The organism is Bradyrhizobium sp. WSM3983, from assembly GCF_000473045.1.
Taxonomy (GTDB): domain Bacteria; phylum Pseudomonadota; class Alphaproteobacteria; order Rhizobiales; family Xanthobacteraceae; genus Bradyrhizobium.
Map to the genome: position 1 here is coordinate 177,971 of NZ_AXAY01000001.1, position 20,176 is coordinate 198,146.

15 protein-coding genes and 3 pseudogenes are annotated in these 20,176 nt (G+C 63.5%); 8 read left to right on the forward strand and 10 right to left on the reverse strand.

Annotated features, from left to right (window positions below; all coding sequences use genetic code 11):
- Nucleotides 1-10: 10 nt before the first annotated feature.
- The 4 genes from fixL to YUA_RS0100850 all read left to right on the forward strand — a co-directional run bounded on the left by fixL (nucleotide 11) and on the right by YUA_RS0100850 (nucleotide 3,432).
- Nucleotides 11-1,528, forward strand: coding sequence for a sensor protein FixL (fixL, locus tag YUA_RS0100835; protein ID WP_027528927.1), 1,518 nt, complete (start codon nucleotides 11-13; stop codon nucleotides 1,526-1,528).
- 3 nt (nucleotides 1,529-1,531) lie between these two features.
- A complete protein-coding gene (gene fixJ / locus YUA_RS0100840; RefSeq protein WP_027528928.1) occupies nucleotides 1,532-2,149 on the forward strand; it encodes a response regulator FixJ in 618 nt (205 codons plus the stop codon).
- A 58-nt stretch (nucleotides 2,150-2,207) separates the two neighbouring features.
- Complete coding sequence (locus tag YUA_RS0100845; RefSeq protein WP_027528929.1) at nucleotides 2,208-2,630, forward strand: response regulator; 423 nt, start codon at nucleotides 2,208-2,210, stop codon at nucleotides 2,628-2,630.
- Between the two features lie 103 nt (nucleotides 2,631-2,733).
- Nucleotides 2,734-3,432 (forward strand): helix-turn-helix domain-containing protein, encoded by a 699-nt coding sequence (locus YUA_RS0100850; protein WP_027528930.1) that lies wholly within the window; start codon nucleotides 2,734-2,736, stop codon nucleotides 3,430-3,432.
- A gap of 41 nt (nucleotides 3,433-3,473) precedes the next feature.
- Here YUA_RS0100850 and YUA_RS0100855 read toward each other — a convergent pair whose 3' ends face one another.
- Genes YUA_RS0100855 through YUA_RS0100870 form a run of 4 tightly spaced genes read right to left on the reverse strand, consistent with a single transcriptional unit; the run spans nucleotide 3,474 to nucleotide 9,378 of the window.
- A complete protein-coding gene (locus YUA_RS0100855) occupies nucleotides 3,474-4,784 on the reverse strand; it encodes an MFS transporter (RefSeq protein WP_027528931.1) in 1,311 nt (436 codons plus the stop codon).
- Nucleotides 4,785-4,807: 23 nt separating this feature from the next.
- Entirely contained in the window at nucleotides 4,808-5,329 is a 522-nt protein-coding gene (locus YUA_RS0100860; protein WP_027528932.1) for a PRC-barrel domain-containing protein, read from the reverse strand.
- A gap of 21 nt (nucleotides 5,330-5,350) precedes the next feature.
- Nucleotides 5,351-7,555, reverse strand: coding sequence for an amylo-alpha-1,6-glucosidase (locus YUA_RS0100865; RefSeq protein ID WP_027528933.1), 2,205 nt, complete (start codon nucleotides 7,553-7,555; stop codon nucleotides 5,351-5,353).
- Between the two features lie 59 nt (nucleotides 7,556-7,614).
- A complete protein-coding gene (locus tag YUA_RS0100870; protein ID WP_027528934.1) occupies nucleotides 7,615-9,378 on the reverse strand; it encodes an ABC transporter ATP-binding protein in 1,764 nt (587 codons plus the stop codon).
- 276 nt (nucleotides 9,379-9,654) lie between these two features.
- Here YUA_RS0100870 and YUA_RS0100875 point away from each other — a divergent pair, with 276 nt between their 5' ends.
- Nucleotides 9,655-10,725 (forward strand): glycosyltransferase family 4 protein, encoded by a 1,071-nt coding sequence (locus tag YUA_RS0100875; protein WP_027528935.1) that lies wholly within the window; start codon nucleotides 9,655-9,657, stop codon nucleotides 10,723-10,725.
- Between the two features lie 166 nt (nucleotides 10,726-10,891).
- Here the strand turns inward: YUA_RS0100875 and YUA_RS0100880 are convergent, their stop codons facing one another.
- The 5 genes and pseudogenes from YUA_RS0100880 to YUA_RS0100895 all read right to left on the reverse strand — a co-directional run bounded on the left by YUA_RS0100880 (nucleotide 10,892) and on the right by YUA_RS0100895 (nucleotide 17,056).
- The gene (locus YUA_RS0100880; RefSeq protein ID WP_027528936.1) at nucleotides 10,892-12,823 is read right to left on the reverse strand and encodes an alkyl/aryl-sulfatase; all 1,932 of its coding nucleotides are present in this window, start codon (nucleotides 12,821-12,823) and stop codon (nucleotides 10,892-10,894) included.
- Between the two features lie 105 nt (nucleotides 12,824-12,928).
- The gene (locus YUA_RS52485) at nucleotides 12,929-14,212 is read right to left on the reverse strand and encodes a TRAP transporter large permease subunit (RefSeq protein ID WP_027528937.1); all 1,284 of its coding nucleotides are present in this window, start codon (nucleotides 14,210-14,212) and stop codon (nucleotides 12,929-12,931) included.
- A gap of 240 nt (nucleotides 14,213-14,452) precedes the next feature.
- Nucleotides 14,453-14,821 (reverse strand): annotated as a pseudogene (locus tag YUA_RS52490) (TRAP transporter small permease); the annotation flags it as partial.
- A gap of 235 nt (nucleotides 14,822-15,056) precedes the next feature.
- Nucleotides 15,057-16,070, reverse strand: coding sequence for a DctP family TRAP transporter solute-binding subunit (locus YUA_RS0100890; RefSeq protein WP_027528938.1), 1,014 nt, complete (start codon nucleotides 16,068-16,070; stop codon nucleotides 15,057-15,059).
- A gap of 215 nt (nucleotides 16,071-16,285) precedes the next feature.
- Nucleotides 16,286-17,056 carry a methyltransferase domain-containing protein gene (locus YUA_RS0100895; protein ID WP_027528939.1) on the reverse strand — a complete coding sequence of 257 codons (771 nt, stop codon included), beginning with the start codon at nucleotides 17,054-17,056 and terminating at the stop codon, nucleotides 16,286-16,288.
- A gap of 155 nt (nucleotides 17,057-17,211) precedes the next feature.
- Between YUA_RS0100895 and YUA_RS0100900 the strand changes: the two genes are divergently transcribed.
- Nucleotides 17,212-17,955 carry an SDR family NAD(P)-dependent oxidoreductase gene (locus tag YUA_RS0100900; protein WP_027528940.1) on the forward strand — a complete coding sequence of 248 codons (744 nt, stop codon included), beginning with the start codon at nucleotides 17,212-17,214 and terminating at the stop codon, nucleotides 17,953-17,955.
- An 858-nt stretch (nucleotides 17,956-18,813) separates the two neighbouring features.
- Here YUA_RS0100900 and YUA_RS51510 read toward each other — a convergent pair.
- Nucleotides 18,814-19,140, reverse strand: a pseudogene (locus YUA_RS51510) (transcriptional regulator); the annotation flags it as partial.
- A 160-nt stretch (nucleotides 19,141-19,300) separates the two neighbouring features.
- On the opposite strand from YUA_RS51510, the gene YUA_RS0100910 reads away from it, so the two are divergent.
- Nucleotides 19,301-19,540, forward strand: coding sequence for a DUF1127 domain-containing protein (locus YUA_RS0100910; RefSeq protein WP_027528941.1), 240 nt, complete (start codon nucleotides 19,301-19,303; stop codon nucleotides 19,538-19,540).
- Between the two features lie 416 nt (nucleotides 19,541-19,956).
- Nucleotides 19,957-20,106: pseudogene (locus YUA_RS43295) on the forward strand (NAD(+)--rifampin ADP-ribosyltransferase); the annotation flags it as partial.
- Nucleotides 20,107-20,176 lie beyond the last annotated feature (70 nt).

Genomic DNA, 20,176 nt, shown 5'->3' on the forward strand with positions numbered 1-20,176 from the left:
GGAGCATCGCTTGTCGCCGACCCGCGTAACGCATCCCCAAGATGACGGTCGTGGCGAGCATTTCCGGGTTCGAATCGAGGGGTTCGGCGTCGGCACCTGGGATCTTGATCTCACGACGCGCGAGCTGGAATGGTCGGAAACCGCGCGGATGCTGCTCGGTGTCGAGCCGGGCCAGCCGGCGAGCTACGACCTCTTCCTGTCACGTCTCGAGCCCGAGGACCGCGAACGCGTCGAGACGGCGATCGACCGGGTCGGCAAGCGTGGCGGCGGCTTCGACGTCTCTTTCAGGATTGCCGGGACGTCCGAGCGGGGCAAATGGATCAGGGCCCGCGCCGGTCTGATCCGGGATGATGCCGGCGTCGCGCGCCATCTCAGCGGAATCTTCCTCGATATCAACGAGGAGAAGCAGGTCGAGGAAGCGCTGCGCACGCGCGAGACCCACCTCCGCTCCATCCTTCACACCATTCCCGACGCCATGATCGTCATCGATGGTCGCGGCATCATGCAGCTGTTCAGCACGGCCGCCGAGCGCCTGTTCGGCTGGTCCGAGCAGGAAGCGATCGGCCAGAACGTCAGCATCCTGATGCCGGAGCCGGACCGCACCCGACACGACAGCTACATCGCGCGCTACCGCTCGACGAACGATCCGCACATCATCGGCATCGGCCGCATCGTCACCGGCAGGCGCCGCGACGGGACCACTTTCCCGATGCATTTGTCGATCGGCGAGATGCAGTCGGGCGGAGAGCCCTATTTCACCGGCTTCGTCCGCGACCTCACCGAGCACCAGCAGACCCAGGCGAGGCTGCAGGAATTGCAGTCCGAGCTCGTCCATGTGTCTCGGCTGACCGCGATGGGCGAGATGGCCTCCGCGCTCGCCCACGAGATCAACCAGCCGCTGGCGGCGATCAGCAACTACATGAAGGGGTCGCGGCGGCTGCTCGCCGGCAGCGCCGATCCGAATCTGGCGAAGATCGAAAGCGCGCTCGATCGTGCCTCGGAACAGGCGCTCCGCGCCGGGCAGATCATCCGGCGTTTGCGCGACTTCGTCTCCCGCGGCGAATCCGAGAAGCGAGTCGAAAGCCTGTCGAAGCTGATCGAGGAGGCCGGCGCGCTCGGCCTTGCCGGCGCGCGCGAGCAGAACGTGCAGCTCCGCTTCAATCTCGATCCGGACGTCGACCTCGTCCTCGCCGACCGGGTGCAGATCCAGCAGGTGCTGGTCAATCTGTTCCGCAACGCGCTGGAAGCGATGGCGCAGTCGCCGCGGCGCGAGCTCGTCGTCACCAATGCCCGCATCGGTGACGACATGATCGAGGTCGAGGTGTCGGACACCGGCTCCGGCTTCAAGGACGACGTCATTCCAAACCTGTTTCAGACCTTCTTCACCACCAAGGAGACCGGCATGGGCGTGGGATTGTCGATCAGCCGCTCGATCATTGAAGCTCACGGCGGCCGCATGGTGGCCGAGAGCAACGCATCGGGCGGCGCGACATTCCGCTTCACTTTGCCGGCAGCCGATGAGACCTGAGCAATGACGACCAAGGGACATGTTTACGTCATCGACGACGACGAGGCGATGCGGGACTCGCTCAACTTCCTGCTGGATTCCGCAGGATTCGGCGTCAATTTGTTCGAGAACGCGCAAAGCTTTCTCGACGCCCTGCCCGGCCTCGCCTTCGGCTGCGTCGTCTCCGACATCAGGATGCCGGGCCTCGACGGCATCGAGCTGTTGAAGCGGATGAAGGCACAGCACTCACGGTTTCCGATCCTGATCATGACCGGCCATGGCGACGTGCCGCTCGCGGTGGAGGCGATGAAGCTCGGCGCCGTCGACTTCCTGGAAAAGCCGTTCGAGGACGACCGCCTCACTGCCATGATCGAGACCGCCATCCGCCAGGCGGAGCCGGCGGCCAAGAGCGAGGCCATCGCCCAGGACATCGCCGCCCGCGTTGCCTCCTTGAGCCCGAGGGAGCGCCAGGTCATGGAAGGTCTGGTCGCCGGCCTCTCCAACAAGCTGATCGCCCGCGACTACGACATCAGCCCGCGCACCATCGAGGTCTACCGGGCCAATGTCATGACCAAGATGCAGGCCAACAGCCTGTCGGAACTGGTGCGGCTGGCGATGCGGGCCGGCATGCTCAACGATTGAGGCAGCTCAGGTTGAGGCAAGTCAAAACAGCCCCTTCCGCCTGTGCTAGGCGATCAAAATGATCGAAATCGGCTCGGAGCATCAGCGGTCGCCAAAGGCATCACCCGCACAGCCCATCGTCTACGTTGTCGACGACGATGACGCCGTGCTGGGGTCATTGCGCTTCCTGCTGGAAACTGACGGCTTCGCGGTGCGGACCTTCCGGAACGCCACGGCGCTGCTCAACGCGACGGGCCTGCCCGGCGCGGACTGCTACGTCATCGATTACAAGATGCCCGGTATCAACGGCATCGAGCTCGCTGGCCGGCTGCGCCAGTCCGATCGTGACACCCCGGTGATCCTGATCACCGGCTATCCCGACGGGAATATATCGGCCCGAGCGGTGGCGGCGGGCGTGAGAGAGGTAATTTTGAAGCCGCTTCTCGACGAAAATCTGGTCAAACGCATCCGCCGCGCCATCCAGGATCGGCCGCGAGCGTGACCTACGGGATTCTACGTAGGTAACCCCCCTTAAGATATCTCGCGAAATTTTCGAAGCACCCGATACCGCGTAGGAAAGCGTCATCACAACGGAGATGGCGCAGATGCTGACCCAGACGCTCAACACCCACGCGATCAACACGCAAGTTCGTGGCAAGATTGCCCCGGCCCATCCCGTCACCGACCAGTTCGGTGCGATCACCGGCCATGTCGGCCTGGTCGCCACCGAGTTCTCCTACCGCAAGGACGAGGAGATCTACGGCGATGACGAGCCGGCGGAATATGTCTACCAGGTCGTCTCTGGCGCGGTTCGCAGCTACAAGCTGCTCTCCGACGGCCGCCGCCAGATCGGCGCCTTCCATCTTCCCGGCGACGTGTTCGGCCTCGAATCTGGCGCCACCCATCGCCTCGCCGCTGAAGCCATCATCGACACCAATGTCCGCCTGGTGAAGCGCGCGAGCCTCGAGAAGGCCGCCGGCACCGACGTGCTGGTCGCCCGCAAGCTCTGGGCCATGACCGCAGGCGAACTGCGCCACGCCGAGGACCACATGCTGCTGCTCGGCCGCAAGACCGCGATGGAGCGGGTCGCGACCTTCCTGCTCGAAATGGACCGCCGCCTCGCCGTTGCCGGCATGATGGCGCTGCCGATGTGCCGGCGCGACATCGGCGACTATCTTGGCCTGACGCTCGAGACCGTGTCGCGCGCGCTGTCTCAGCTTCACGTCCAGGGCATTTTGGGCTTCTCGGGTGCCCGCCAGATCGTGCTGCGCAACCGTCAGCGCCTGCACAATCTCGACGCCTGATCGTTTTGTCTTCCCCATCCACCGTGGCCGGCTGACTCCGTTCAGCCGGCCATTTCTTTTGCCGTGACTCCAATGTGCCGGGTCTCCGGCATCACGAAGAGGATCAGCAAAAGCCCTGTCGCCGCAATGCTCGCCAGCCCGAAGAAAGCGGTGGCATTGCCGAACTTGTCACTGACATAACCGCCAAGCACGGTGCTCAAGGCCGCGCCGATGCCGGTCGCAGTGCCGACGATGCCCTGTGCCAGATTGAAGTGCCCGCTGCCGAAGGCAACGTCGGCCACGATCAACGGAATCATCACCGCGAACACCGCGGCCGTAAAACCGTCGAACACCTGCACCGCGACCAGCAGATAGGGATCGCGCACGGTCGCGAACAGCAGACCGCGGATCGTCAGCGCGCCGAACCCAATCAGCAGCAGCGGACGCCGGCCCCAGAGCTGCGCCTTGCGCCCGACCGTCGGCGACAGCAGCGCCACGATCGCCTGCGGCACGACAATGCAGAACGCAACCAGGACCGTGGCCCATTGGCTCGATCGCGCCGTCACCGCACTTGCCATCAGCGGCATCATCGAGGCGTTGGCGAGCTGCAACAGCAGCACGCTCAGCGCAAAGACGATAAGCGGCTTCTGCCGGATCAGATGCCAGAGATTGGTGTCGCCGCGATCTTGCGCTTCGCGCGGCATCTCGCCATGGCAGCGCGCGATATCGACTTCCTCCTCGCGGATGCGCGACAGCGCGATCAGGGTCGGGATCGCGAGCAGGAAGGTGACCAGGAACACCGAGCGGCTCGACAGGAGATAGCCAGCCGTGCCCATCACGGCAGCCGCGACGCCGTTGCCAAGCGAGGCAAAGCGTGCGTTACGGCCGAGCCGTTCACCGATCTTGAGCGGACCGACCAGACCCAGGCTGATCGCCGCAATCGCCGGCCCCAGCACGCAACTCGCCGCCGCATGCAAGGTCGCCGCGGCGATCACGACGGGGAAGATCGGCATCGCGGCATAGGCGAGCGCGCAGCAGCCGATGGTCGCGATCGCAAGTGCCGCGACCAGCCGCTCGGACTTCGCGGCGTCGATGATGGCGCCGCCCGGCATCTGGCCGATCAGCCCGACGATGCCGCCGATCGACAGCACGAGGCCGATCTCGACCTGAGTCCATTTCTGCGTCGTCAGATAGACTGCGATGAAGGGGCCGAAGCCGGTCTGCACGTCGGCGAGGAAGAAGATGAACCAGTCGAGGCCGCGCAGGCTCCGGCGCGACGGCGCCGGAATGCCCGCAGGCAAAGGCAAGGCGACGTCGTCCCGCTCAACGCGTCCCTCGCGATCTGCATGGTTCGGCTTCCTCGACAACAGCACAGGCAGCCATCCCTCCCCGCGCCTCACTGAACCGCTTGTAGCGGTTGCAGGCTGCCGGATGCGCCGAGCACGACCATCGGCGTGTCTTCCTTGTATTCCGGTGCGGCCGCGACCTGCGCCTTGGTCAATTCGAGTGTGATGCTGTCCTTCTTGTTGGCAATCTTTCCGAACCGCATCGCGTTCCAGTCGACCACGATCTTGCGGCTGCCGACGCCAAGGAAGCCGCCGAAGTCGATCACGGCGGCGCGCACATGGCCGGTGCGGTCGACGATGACATCAACGATATGGCCCATGTCCTCGTCCGCCGCACTGCGCACGTCGCGCCCGAGCACGCCATGGGCGTCGCTGGCACCGATGATGGTCACCGACGGCGGCGGTGCGGCATCCTTCGGCGTCACGGGGACCACGGAAGCCGGCGGCTGCACCGTCGGTGGCGCTTTCGCTTCGTTTGTGGCCGCGGGCAACTCCTCCGCGGCACGCGATACGGCAACCGTCAATCCCGCGAGGATCGCCACGCTCAGGATCAACCATCCGGCGGTACGCATGAAACCTCCTTGCCGGCGCCGCTAACGCGCCAGCACGATCGACACCTGGATCTGGCCGCGCGTCCGCAGCACCTCCAGCGCGACGTCGTCGCCGTGGCGGCTGACGCGCAGATCGACGCTGGACGCCCCCAGCCGCAGGTCGCGCAGGATGATCTCGTTCAAAAACGCCGGGAGATGCGGATTGCGCAGTCGGATTTCTCCGCGTCCGACATCGAACTCGATGCCCAGCGCCGCCTCCAGGAGCGTGAACGGCGTCGCGCTGGCCCAGGCCTGCGGTGCGCAGGCGACCGGATAGAGTGTCGGACCGCGGCGTCTCTCGCGGCGGAAGCCGCAGAACAACTCCGGCAGCCGGCGCAGATCCATGTAGGTCGCGGCATCGAACAGGCCCTTGAACACGTGCGCGACCGCGTGCTTGAGGCCGTAATGCGCGAGCCCGAGCGCGATCAGCGCATTGTCGTGCGGCCAGATCGATCCGTCGTGATACGACATCGGATTGTAGCGTACCTCGCCGCGCGCTACGGTGCGGATGCCCCAGCCCGAGAAGAAGTGCGGCCGCATCAGGTCGGCGGCAACGAGCCGGGCGCGGTCCTCGCGGATCATGCCGCTGAACAGCACCTGGCCCGCATTCGAGGTACGGACCTCGCATCGCTGCTTCTTGCCGTCGAGCGCGAGCGCATAGGTGCCGAGTTCCTCACACCAGAATGCCTTTTCGAAGCGCTCGGCCAGCGCCGTGGCTTCCGCATCGAGCTTCTTGGCGAGGTCAGGCTTGCCGAGCCGCAGTGCGCATCGCGCGGCGAGCTGTTTTGCGGCGTAGACATAGCCCTGGACCTCGGCGAGCGCGATGTTGCCCTCCGCGAGCTTGCCGTCGGCATGGAAGATCGCGTCGAAAGAGTCCTTCCATCCCTGATTGGCGAGCCCCTTCTCGGTGGCGCGCTGGTATTCGACAAAGCCGTCCTGATCGGGGTCGCCGGGACCGTCGATCCAGGCAAGTCCGGCCTCGATCGCGGGCCACAGTTCGACCAACGTCTTCTCGTCGCCGGTGCGCTCGAAATAGCGGCCGGCAAGCAGGACGAACAACGCGGTCGAATCCACGCTGCCGTAATATTGCGAGAACGGCACTTCGCGCAGCGCCGCCATCTCGCCGCCGCGCATCTCGTGCAGTATCTTTCCCGGTGCGGCATCGGCCAGCGGATCGACCGCCTTGGCCTGGAAATGCGCGAGCCGCCGCAGCACGCCCTTCGCCACCCGCGGATCGACCCACAGCATCTGCAGCGCGGTGATTAGGCCGTCGCGGCCGAACGTCGTCGAATACCAGGGAATGCCGGCATAGGGATAGCGCCCCTGCGGCGTCTCCGTCATGAGCATGTTGAGGTCGGCCATGGCCTGGCACAGCACCTCGTTAAAAATGTTGTTGGAGGTCTCGATGCAGGCCGCGCCAATCGTCGACTGCCGCATCTCGCGGCGGTGGGCGAGCAGGCCCCGGAAGAACCGCGCCGGCTTCTCCGCGATCGGCCGGTTGCAGGATACGGCCATGAACAGCGATTTCGTCTCATGCGGATCGAGCTCGAGCTGCCAGGTCGCGGCATTCACCGAGAGCCGCGTCGGACGCGGATCGAAATGCAGCCCGGTGGTCCGCTCGGCATCGTCGAGGCCGCGATATTCGAACAGCACGTCGGTCGGCCCGAGCAGCTTGCTGGTGCCGGTCCCGCGGCGCGGCCGCCGCTCGCCGCGGACCTCGAACAGATCGGCGAAATCGCTGTCGAACAGCAACGTCAGCTCGAAGCTGGCGCGCTGCTCGCCGTGGTTCTGCAACCCGATGCGCTGATACGCCGTGCCGCGCCACAGGAAGATCGTGCGCACGATGTGCAGCAGGTCCTTTTGCAGCACAATGCGGCCCTGGCGATAGATGTCGGGATTGGTGAGGTCGACCGTCAGTCCCGAATTGTCATCGCGCAGATTCGACCCAAGCAAGAGCGGCTGGAGATCGTCGAGGACGAGTTCCAGCCGCGCCAGATAACGCGTGTCGTAGTTGAACAGGCCATCCGGCCCGCCGGCCGAGGCGCCGATGTCGCCATGGCTGTCCAGCACGATGAACGTGTCGTCGTGCTTGAGCGACCGCCGCGGACGCGCGGCGGGGCCCGTCATCGGGATATAGAACGCCTGCTCCGCGACGGTCTCTATCGTCTGCGACACCGAAATGATCTTGGTTGCGGCTTCGGCTGCCATGAGCTGCTCCCCTGCGGCTTGTTTCTCGAACGCGACCAACGCAAACGCAACTGTTGGGTTTACGCGGCGAACTTCGCGAGCCGGCTCATTTCCTGCGTCACCAGCTCACGGTACGGACCGTGGCCCTGCATCAGGCGGTCGGGCGCGCCGTCCTCGATGATCTTGCCATGCTTGAGCACGATCACCCGGTCGAAATTGCGCAGCGTCGCAAGGCGATGCGCGATCGCGATCACGGTGCGGCCGCGCATCAGCCGCGACAGCGCCTCGCGGATGGCTTCCTCGGACTCACTGTCGAGCGCGGCCGTCGCCTCGTCAAGCAGCAGGATCGGCGCGTCCTTCACGAAGGCGCGCGCGATCGCAATGCGTTGCCGCTGGCCGCCGGACATCTTGACGCCGCGGTCGCCGACCATGGTGTCGAGACCTTCCGGCAGGCTATCGATGAAATCGCAGCGCGCCGCGATCGCCGCGCGCAGCACCTCGTCATCGGTCGCATTCGGCCGGCCGTAGCGGATGTTCTCACGAATGGAGCGGTGGAACAACGAAATGTCCTGCGGCACCACGGAGATCGCCTCGCGCAAGCTCTGCTGCGTCACCATGGAGATGTCCTGACCGTCGACAGTTACGCTGCCCTCGTCGACATCGTAGAAGCGCTGCAGCAGCGTGAACAGTGTCGACTTTCCGCCGCCGGACTGGCCGACCAGGCCGACGCGCTGGCCGGGCTGGAGCCGCAGGCTGAATCGCTCAAAGATCTTCTCAGCCCCGGGATAGCCGAAGGTGACGTTGTTATAGGCGATCGCGACGCCAGTCTTGACCAGCGGTTCCGCCTCCGGGTGATCGCGTAGCTCGTGCGGCACCAGCAGCGTCGCAATCGCCTCGGTCAGGCGCGCGACGTGCTGGGTGACATCGACCAGGGCCACGGCGAGATCGCGCGTCGCACTGAGAATGGAGATGCCGAGGGTACAGACCAGCACGACGTCGCCGGTGGTCGCCTCGCCCTGCTGCCAGAGCGTGACGGCCCAGGCCATCAGCGCAACGGTCAAAAGCACGGTCACGCCGGCATGTAACAGCCGCAGCTTCTCCAGATAACGCAGGCTGCGGCTTCGCGCGGTGAGCTCCCGGTTGACGGTGGCATCGAACCGCTCGTGCTCATGGCCGATGCCGCAGAACGCCCTAACCAGCGGCATATTGCTGATGACGTCGATCATCTCGCCGTCCACGACGGCGGCCTTGTCGGCGAAATCGTCATGCAGCGGCTTGCCGGCCGCAGCCAGATGGAACATGGCGATCACCATGCCGCCGGCGATCACGGTAAGGCCGAGTGCCATATACGGGCTCACGGTTCCAATCAGCGCTATTGCCGCAATTGTGGCGATGCACGGCGGCAACACGTTCCAGACGAACATGTTCTCGACGGTGAACACCGCATTGGATGTGGCCGTAATGCGGCTGGTCAGCATGCCCGGCATGCGGTCCGAGAAATAGCTCGGCGCATGCCCGGTCAGATGACGAAATATGTCACGGCGTAAATCGCCCGTGACACGCACGAAGGTGAAGCTCGCCGTCCAGCTCGCGATCCGCCACAGAAAGTTGTCCGCCGCGATCAGCGACATGAGCAGAATGAATGCCAGCCATACGCTACCACCATGCGAGGTCCCCGCCGACAGACTGTCGACAAGAGATTTGACGCCGTATTGCGTGCCGACCGAGCAGGCGACGGCTGCAACGACGGCGCCCAGGATCACCAGATGCGACGCCAATCGACGCCGCAAATAGCGCAGGACAAAGGCAAATGGCCTGCGCGCGTATCCAGAAAGGTGATCCATGTGACACTCGACCCCGTCGTGATAATTCCAATTGTTCTTACTGGCCGATTGAACATCGACCGCTTCGCCTCGGTTCCGGGCACCGTCATCACGACATGCGGATGCGGACGATCTGCGAAGAGGTGATGGCAGCATCGAGACAGGCGCCAGATGTGTCCAATAAGTAACGTCTGTTGAACGGAACTTCGCAACTGCGGGAACGTTCCCTTGTCTGGCATTTGCCGGTGCCGATACGCTGGGGGTTTCAAAGTTCATGATCGCAGAGGAGATGGCGAGATGCGCATCGCGCAGGTAGCTCCGTTGACGGAGGCTGTTCCACCCAAGCTGTATGGCGGCACCGAGCGGGTGGTGCATTGGTTGACGGAAGAGTTGGTTGCCCTCGGACACGACGTCACACTGTTCGCTAGTGGCGATTCACAGACGTCGGCGAAGCTGGACGCGTTATGGCCGCGGGCGCTTCGCCTCGACGGTTCCGTGCGCGATCCCAACGCGCTGCACATGGTGCTCTTGGAGCGCGTGCGGCAAAAATGTGACGACGAGGAGTTCGACTTCCTCCACTTCCACCTCGATTATTATCCGTGGTCGCTGTTTTACCGGCAGCCGACACCGTTCCTGACCACGCTGCACGGCCGGCTCGATTTGCCGGAGCATCAGCCGGTGTTCAACATCTTCTCCAAGATGCCTGTCATCTCGATCTCGAACGCGCAGCGGCGACCGGTGCCGCAGGCGAACTGGGTGAGGACGATCCATCACGGCCTGCCGGAGAATTTGCTGACGCCGAAGCCGGCCAAGCAAGAGTATCTCGCCGTGCTCGGCCGGATCGCGCCGGAGAAAGGCGTCGACCGTGCCATCAAGATCGCGATGCATTGCGGCATTCCGCTGAAGATCGCGGCCAAGGTCGATCGCGCCGACCAGGATTATTACGACGAGCTGATCAAGCCGATGATCGTGAACAATCCGCTGGTCGATTTCATCGGCGAGATCAGCGATCACGAAAAGTCCGATTTCCTCAGCGGTGCGCTCGGCCTGCTGTTACCGATCGACTGGCCGGAGCCGTTCGGCCTGGTGATGATCGAAGCCATGGCCTGCGGCACGCCGATCGTCGCCTTCAACCGCGGCTCGGTGCCGGAGATCATCGACGAGGGCCTCACCGGCTTCGTGGTCGAGGACATCCTCAGCGCCGCCGGCGTCGTCAACCGCCTCGCGCAGCTCGACCGCACCGCCATCCGCAAGCAGTTCGAGACGCGCTTCACCGCGCGGCGGATGGCGCTCGACTATCTCGCCGCCTATCGCAGCCTGACGGATGCGCAGGCGCCGCGGATCAAGCTGGTCAGCAGCGCGGAGTGAGGGGCGCGCTGTCGCCTCAAGACACACTGTCATGCCCCGGCTTGACCGGGGCATCCAGTACGCCGCAGCTTCTCGGCTCAAGCCTTGCCGTCTCTGGAATACTGGATCGCCCGGCCAAGCCGGGCGATGACAGCGAGTGTGTGGCAACGACAGAGGCAGCAGCGCCCTACACCACCACCGCCCGCTTCGGCTCCACAATCTCGAACATCCGCGGGAATTCATCCATCAGGCCCATCAACTCGGCGAGCCGCATCGGGTTGCCTGACAGCTTGACCTTCCCTGCGGCGACGGCTTCCGGAAAGCTCGTCAGCTTCGCGATCACCTCATCCAGCGTCGCGCGTGCCAGCGTGAAGCAGGCGTCGGCATTCTCCGCCTGAAGGCCTTCCGTATAAGTCAGCGCGCAGTTCTCCAGATTGAGCACGAACGTTTCGCCCGTATCGGAAAAACTCCAGTTCAGCACGATGTGCTTGCCTTCCGCCTTCGGGCCGTTGAGGCGGACGCCGAGCACGTCCCAGAGCTGCTCGGTGCGCAACGCCGCCAGCGTCTCACGCGGCATCGGCGGGCGCGGCGGGGTATTTGGCATGCCCTGGCGCAATTCCTGGGCGCCAAACAAATAGGCGTTACGCCAGGTCGAGCTCTCGGCGGCATAGCCGAGCTGCTCCAGCGTATCGGCCAGCAGCGCACGCGCCGCTGCATTATCGGGCTCGGCGAAGACGAGATGGCCGAGGACCTCCGCCACGAAGCGAAATTCGCCCTTGTCAAAGTCCGCAGCGGCCCGTGCGAGGATCGCGTCTGCGCCGCCCATATACTCGACATATTTCTTGCCCGACTCCACCGGCGGCAGCGGATCGAGATTGACCGGATTGGCGTCGTACCAGCCGAGATATTTCTGGTAGATCGCCTTCACATTGTGCCGGATGTGGCCGTAATAGCCGCGGCCGTGCCAGGCGCCGTCCAGGCTCTTCGGCAGTTGGATCGTCTCGGCGATCTCGGCGGCGTTCAGACCGTGGTTCATCAGGCGGATGGTCTGGTCATGCGCGAATTTGTAGAGGTCGCGCTGCTGCCGGATCATTTCGCCGATGCGCTCGCGGCCCCACACCGGCCAATGATGCTGGCCACACATCGCCTCGGCCTTGCCGCCCCACAGATGCAGCGCCTCGTTGAGATATTTCGACCAGGCCAGCGCGTCGCGCACGTCGGCGCCGCGGAACGGCAGCAGATTGTGGAAATTATGCGTGCAGTTCTCGGCAAGGTTCAAAAGCCTGTAGCGCGGTAGGAAGAAATGCATCTCCGCCGGCGCTTCGCTGTTCGGCGCCATCTGGAATTCGAATTCGACGCCGTCGATGACGCGCTTGTCGCCGGTCGCCATGATCAGGTCGGTCGGACGCAGCAGCGCGACCGCGCCCGCCGCCATGGTCTTGCCGAGGCCGCAATCGACATGGCCGCGCACGCCCTTGGCGAGGAACGGCCCGAACTGGTATTGCGCCCGGCGCAGCATCGCCGGTCCCGCAATGATGTTCTCGGAGACGGCGTGCTCCATGAACAGGTTCGGCGCGATGATGGGCACGCTCGCACTGGCCAGCGCGTCCTCCTCCAGCACGCCGCGCGCGCCGCCCCAGTGATCGGTATGGGTGTGGGTGAAGATCACGGCCGCGACCGGCTTCCGGCCGCGATGCTCGAAGTAGAGCTCGAGCGCGGCGCGGGCGCCTTCGATCGCGGTCAGGGTATCGACCACGATGACGCCGCTGTCGCCCTCGATCAGCGTCATGTTGGCGATGTCGAGCCCGCGCACCTGGTAGACGCCGGGCACGACCTCGAACAACCCGTGCTGCATGTTGAGCCGCGACTGCCGCCACAGGCTGGGATTGACCGTGGGCGGCGCCTCATCAGTGGACAGAAAGCGATAGGGCTCGAGGCTCCAGACCGTCCGCCCCTGCGGGTTCGTAATCTTCGCGTGCTCGATCGTGCCGAGGAAGCCGCGCGCAGCGTCGTCGAAATCCCGTGCGTCGGAAAAAGGAAGCGCATTCAGCATCGCCGTTTGCTGTGCAATGACGGACGGCGTTGCGTCCTTTGGCTCGCTGCTCGAAATCTCGGTCATTGGGATGGCTGCTCCCCTCATTTGGTTGGAGCCATCTAATCCGATTAGTGTACCGATTCCAACAGCCAACGACCGGCAACGCCGGTCGCTGAACGCGGCGTCGACCTAGTGCATCCCCAGCACCCGCGGCAGCCATAGCGTCAAATCGGGCCAGTAGGTCACGATGACGAGGAAGCCGAGCATGGTGAGCAGCCATGGCATCACCGCTCCCGCCAGATCGGTGATGCGCATGCGCGCTATCATTGATGCCACGTAGAGGTTCAGGCCGACAGGCGGATGACAGAGCCCGACCTCCATATTGACATCCATCACGATGCCGAAATGGACGAGGTCGATGCCGAGCTTCTTGGCCGCCGGTGCCAGGATCGGCGCCATGATCAGGATGATCGAGTTCGGTTCCATGAAATTGCCCGCGAGCAGCAGCAGCACGTTGACGACCAGGAGGAAGCCGACCCAGCCGAGATTCTGCGCCGCGATCCAGTCCGCGAGGACCGTCGGCAGGTTCTCGTTGGCGAGCACGAAGGAGAATAGCACCGCGTTGGTGACGATGTAGAGCAGCATCGCGCTGGTATTGGCGGCGCGCAGCAACACCCGCGGCACATCCTTCAGGCCGATCGCCTTGTAGACGAACACTGCAATGATGAAGGAATAAACCGCGGCCATCGCGGCGGCCTCGGTGGCGGTGAACAGGCCGCTATAGATGCCGCCGATGATGATGACGACCAGCATCAGGCCCCAGATGCTCTCACGGAAGGTGCGGACGGTCTCGCCCCAGGTCGCCTTCGGCAGTCGCGGATAGTCGCGACTGCGCGCGAGCCACCAGGTGACGATGCAGAGCATGGTCGTCAGCAGGATGCCAGGCAGGAGGCCCGCGACGAACAGCGCGCCGATCGAGGTGTTGGTGGAAACCGCGTAGACGATCTTCGGAATCGACGGCAGCATCAGGATGCCGAGCGAGCCCGCGACGGTGATGATGCCGGCGCCGAAACGCATGGGATAGCCGTGGCGGACCATCTCCGGCAGCACGATGGCCCCGATCGCGGCGACCGTCGCCACACTCGAGCCGCACACCAGCGCGAACATGGCGCAGGCGACGATGCCGGCGAGCCCCAGTCCGCCGTGCCAGTGCCCGATCAGCGACGTCGCGAAGTTGATCATGCGGCGCGCGACGCCGCCATGGGTGAGGAAATTGCCCGCCAGGATGAAGAACGGGATCGCCATGATCTCGAAGCCCTCGATGCCCGTGAAGAGCTTCATCGAGACCGCTTCGATCGGCACCGTCGTCAGCGTGAACAGGAAGGTCATCACGGTGAGGCCGAGCGCGATCGAGACCGGGATGCCGGTCAGCATCAGCGCGATCAGGAGCCCAAACACCGTCGCAGCCCGCATCCATTGCGGCAGCGCGAACACGCCGAACTTCTCGGCAAGGCACATCGCGAAGATCAGGATCGGCGCCATGATCAGGATCACGCCGAGCGGCGAAACCTTTCGCGAGGCAGCCTTCGTTGCGGCGCCAGCGGGCTGCGGATGCAGCGCCGGCGAGCCGTCGGCCTCGACGCCCTCGACATGGCTCTCGTCATGATGCGGCAGCTCGCCAGTCCAGTAGTAGGACCACGAGACCTGGAGGAAGCGGAAGCACATCAGGCCCGAGCCGAGCGGGATCGCCAGATAGACGAACCACATCGGCGCTTCCAGGTCGTTGGACTGCTGCCCGGTCTTGAACATCTCGGAAACGAACGAGGCGCCGAAGGTGGCAATCATGCCGGTGAACAGCGCGCCGCAGAGCAGCGAGAACAGGATCACGTGCTTGCGCGAATGTTCGGGCAAACGGTTGACGAGCAGATCGACGCCGACATGGATGCCGGTGCGCACGCCATAGGCCGCGCCGAACTTCGCCATCCAGATGAACATGTAGATGCACAGTTCCTGCGCCCAGGAGAGGTCGAGCTCGGACAGGAAGGTGAACACCGCCATCGACAGCGACGCGAGCCAGGTCATGCCGTGCGCGGCGGCCCATCGCGACAGATTGATCGATTCACCCGCACCGTAGCGGTGCACGACGGCGATGAAGATCAGTCCGGTTGCAGCCGCAATGAGCGTCGCGATCAACCATTCTTCGAGATGATTGAGCAGCTGGTTGAGCACGCGCAGCAAATCAAGTCCCCCTATCGATGCGAAACGGTCGGGAGTGCGCACACTCCCGACCGTTGGTATTATTCTCCCGGAAAACGCGTCAGTTCATCTTGACGTCGAGCTCCTTGCCGATGAGATCGAGCACTTCCTGCCCGACCCGGCCCTTGGCCCATTTATAAGTCGGCTGCATCGCTTCCTGCCACGCCTTGCGGTCGGCGTCGCTGAGATAATGCAGCGTGGTCTTGCCCGTCTTCTTGATCTCGGCCAGCGCGTCCTCGTTCTCCTGGTGCGCGATCTGGTTCGTGTACTCGGTCGCGTCCGCCATCGCCTTCTCGAGCTGGGTGCGCATGTCAGGCGGCAGGCCGGACCAGAATTTCGAGTTGACGATGACGGCATATTGCAGATGCGCGTGATAGGACACGGTGATGTCCTTCTGCACCTCGTAGAACTTCTGCGTCAGATAGTTGGACGCGGTGTTCTCGCAGCCGTCGACCACGCCGGTCTGCAGCGCCTGATAGACTTCGGAGAATGCCATGATTTGCGGGATCGAGCCCATGAGACGGAAATACTGGTCGGCGATCTTCGAGCCGGAGATGCGGAATTTCAGGCCCTTGAAATCCTCCGGCTTCATCAACGGACGGTTCGACGACACCATGTGGAAGCCGTTGTCCCAATAAGCGAGACCGGTGATGCCCTTGGCCTCCAGTTTCTGGAACAGCCATTTGCCGACGGTGCCCTTCATCGCGTTGGAATAGGTCGCGTCGTCCTTGAACAGCCAGGGCAGATCGAGCGCCTCGAATTCCTTGATGCCGAGCGGCGCGAATTTCGCGGTCGAGGGCGCCAGCATCTGGACCGAGCCGAGCTGGAGCGCCTCGATCTCCTCCTTGTCCTTGTAGAGCGAGGAGTTCGGATAGACTTCGATCTTGACCTTGCCGTCTGTGTACTTCTCGGCAAGCTCCTTGAACTTCAGCGCGCCCTTGCCCTTCGGGGTATCGTTGGCGACGACGTGGCTGAACTTGATGATGATCGGGCTCTGTGCCTGGGCCAAGTCCGAAGACAAGACAGGGGCCAGGGCGAACGCGGCTGCAGCGGCCGCAAAGAGCAGTTTGCGCATGAAGGACCTCCCCAACAACCTCGGAAACCGGGTTCTTTTTTGTTTTACGGTTTCAGTAGTGGCAGCAATCCTTACCCCGAACAACTAGACCTAAGCCCAATTTGCCGCAGCGAAGCTATGCCGCAGTGAAGCTATCTTGATGGCGGTCGCAAGCGCAACCCGCCGCCCGCTTCGTCCCCTGGGAGCGAGCGCTTATGTCGCATCGCCGAAAGGCATTAGCCCTTGCGCTGGGCGACCATGAACAGCCGCCGGAACGGGAATAGCGTCTGCCCGGCGGCATTCTTCGGATAGGCCCTTGCCACCCGCTCGCCATAGGCCGCTTCGAATGCGGTCTTCTCGTCGCCCTGCAACACGTCGAGATAGCGCGTCAGCCAGGTGCCCTTGGTCCATTCCTTCACGGGATTGTCGCCCTCGAGGACCTGGAGATATTCGGTCTCCCAGATGTCGATATTCTCAGACAGCGGCGCCAGAAGATCGTGATAGAAGGCCGGCCCCTCGACCGGTGGCGGCGTGACGAGGTGCTCGACCTTGGACCGCCACGGCCCGTTCAGGGCGGTCTCGCCGATCAGAACATGCGACGGCGCCAGGAAGTTACGCGGCATCTGCACTGCAAGCATGCCGCCGGGCGCGACCTTCTCCATCACCGACGGGAAGAGTGCCGCATGATTGGGCAACCAGTGCAGTGCGGCATTGGAATAGACGACGTCGTATTGCTTGGCGGGGCGCCAATGGCCGAGGTCCTCATGTGACCATTCCACGTCCGGAGCGGCTTTGCGCCCCGCGGCAACCATCTCGGCCGAGCCCTCGACGCCCGTCACCGCGGCGGACGGCCAGCGCTCCTTGATCAGCTTCGTGACATTGCCCGCGCCGGCTCCAAGGTCCGCGACCGTGCGCGGGCCAACATCGGGAATCCGCATCAACAGGTCGACCGCGGGCCGGAGCCGGTGGCCGGAGAATTTCAAATATTGCTGCGGATCCCACACCATCGTTCAAGCCTTTTCTTTTTCGTATTTCCTTCGCTGTCGCCCTTGGTTACCACTGCTCGTCCCGGTCGGGCAAATCGCCGCACCTGGGACAGGGCAGGAAACGAACGACAAACGAACAGCAAAACGCAAATAAGCGAACAAGAGAGCGTGTGACCATGGACCTCGGGCTGAAATCGAAAACCGCAGTCGTCACGGGAGCGAGCATCGGCATCGGCCGCGCCATCGCCAAGGGCCTGGCGGCCGAAGGCGTGCGCGTCGTCGGCGTCGCGCGCCGGACCGACCTGCTCGCCGAGCTGGTGAAGGAAGTCGGCGGCGGCCTGATCACGCCGTTCGAGCAGGACGTGATGGCCAAGGACGCAGCCGAGAAGATTTCAGCCTTCGCCGTGAGCGAGCTCGGCCATGTCGACATCCTCATCAACAATGCCGGCGGCAGCCGTCCGCTGCCGGTCGACGCGCCCGACAGCAAATGGGACGAGGCGATCGCGCTGAATTTCACCAGCTACCGCCGCATCGCGCATGCGCTGCTGCCGCAGATGATCGAGCGCAAATGGGGCCGCATCGTCAATATCACCGGCAAGTCCGAGCCGGAGGGCCTCAACGCGGCGTTCGCGGCGAAGGCCGCCGTGCACGCTTGGGCCAAGGGCCTGTCGCGCGAGATCGGCGAGCACGGCATCACCATCAACTGCATCCCGCCCGGCCGCATCATGAGCGAGCAGATCCGCCGCAACTATGCGCCGGATTATCGCGAGCGTTTCGCCGAGGAAGAGATTCCGGTCGGATATTGGGGCGAGCCGGAGGACCTCGCGGCGCTCGCGGTGTTTTTGGCGTCGCCGGTGGCGCGCTACATCACGGGGACGGTGATCCCGGTGGATGGGGGATTGAGAAGGTATCAGTTCTGAGGCGCGGGTGCAAAATCAGGATGTGCGTTGCGGCGCAGGGTCATTGCCCTCGCCCGCCGTCCCCTTCTGTCTCGCCGGCTCGTAAGCCGAGATCAGGCCAATGTAGGCCTCAACGTCCGCACCCGTCGTGTTGAGCGAGCGGCTACACTGTTCAATGGCCTCTTCGTATTGACGGAGGCGGAGGTGCGCAACGCAGAGAAGCCGCGCTGCGATGTTGTTTCGCAAGACGGCGAGGTTTGCATGATCGCCGTAAAACCGATCTGACCAGACATCGCGGACGGTATCGAGATCGGTCAGCGAGACATTGATCCGCACCTGGTCTCCGTTGCGACTCACTACGCCGTGTACGGCCCAGCGGATGCCGAGATCCGCCTTGAGCCGCGCCAGGTCGATCGGCTTGTCCTTGTAGGCAAAGGCCGTCTCGCGCCCGACAACGAAAATGGCGGGGGTTCGCGCGAGATCAATCGTCAACTCCGTTGTGATGGCGTCGGCAAATTCGTCTTGTTCGGAATCGTTGCTGTGGTTGACGAAGGGCAGCACGACCAGCGAAAGACGAGGTGCGATCTCACGCCGGACTGCCGATTGACTCTCAATCTTTTGAGTTTCACGAGCGGCGTCGGTGCGAACAATCTTCCAGACATTCCAATAGCCGATAAGGCCGCCGGCAATCGCGCCGACGGCGGCAACCGACGTCAGCGCTCCACCGACGAGCTTCAGGCGCCCCCTGAAGTGACCGAGCCAGCTATCGGATCGCTGTTTGCCAGCATTCTCTTCGGACAGAGCCGGGATCAAAACTGCTGCCTCCCCGGTCGCGCAGCCAAGCCTCGACGGTTCTGCGAGAGCGATCAAGTCCACCGCCGTTTCCGGGCGCCGATCCTCATCATGCACCGCGCCCACGAAGCGAAAGCCTCTTCGTGGGAATGTTTTGATAAGACGCTGCTGTTCGCCGGAGTCACCGATCGCGCGTCGGACGGCGTTCAGCCGGGTCGTCAGCGCGGCGTCGGACACGATGCGACCATTCCAAATCACGCGTACGAGATCGTCCTTACTGACAACGCGGTCCCTGCTCCGGATCAGATATTCGAGCAGATCAAGAACCTGTGGCGTGGTCGGCACAATATCGGGCCCGCGCCGCAACTCGCGCCGGTCGGTATCCAACGCAAAATCCTCGAAGAAATAGCGCATGGCACCATTCCCTGGGCTTGCTCTCTGTCCCCGGAGAGCGCGGCATCATTCGTCCAGCAACAATAAGCCGCCGATAAGGAAAATGTAAGCCGGATATCAAGCGCACCCAGCGATACTGGGGCAGCGTGGCATAGGTGGATCAATCGGCGGAGTTACCGCGATGAACACAGCCTATGACACAACCGGGTCTCCACGGACTTTCGCGCAGATCGGAACTGTCGGATTTTCTGAGAGATTTTGGAGCGCGCTTCGAGAACGGCGCGAGCGTCGGAGGGTCCAAGCGGCCCTGTCCGGCCTCAGTGATTGCGAGTTGCTGGACATCGGCACCACACGCGGCGAGATCGATTATGTCGCCTCCCACCGGGATAGCGACCCCCGGGGGATCCAATCCGCCGGATAGGTCAAGAATCCCTTCTAGACCGGCGATGCCCGACATCTTGTATCAGGCATCGCCGTCGTCAGTCTATTTCTCGCTCTTATAAGACTGGTTCTTGGCAATCGTCACCCAGCGGCGGTTCTTGATCCGGCCGATGATTGCGGCGGATACGCGAGATGGTTGTCCTTGGAGAAGGACACCGGCGCGCCGCCAAAAATGTCTTCGAACGAGGTTCGGTTCAAAAAATTACTTGGCCCGCTTGAATGCAAGCTCAAGAGTTGTGCGCGGACTGGTGAACCTTAACTCGTCGTCGGTGATCGATGTGACGATCCGGCGCCGATTAGGTGCGCCTGCATTGGCCCAGCGCCCGGCACCAGATATTTCTGCTCTGAAATTGTGTACTCAATCACCTCTTCGGGTGAGGTCTCCAGGATTGTCTCATGTCATCTGCTGCAACCGCGTTCGCGCAATCGTTTTTCCACGGCACGCGCGCCGATCTGAAGCCTGGCGACCTCATCGTCGTCGGCCATCAATCCAACTTCATCGACATCAAGCCGCTGTCCTGGGTCTATTTCGCGGCCACGCTGGATCTGAGATTCGAAAACCAGCCCTCGACCACGTGGCGCGGCCATTGCCCCGGGCCGGACGCCGAGTGATAGG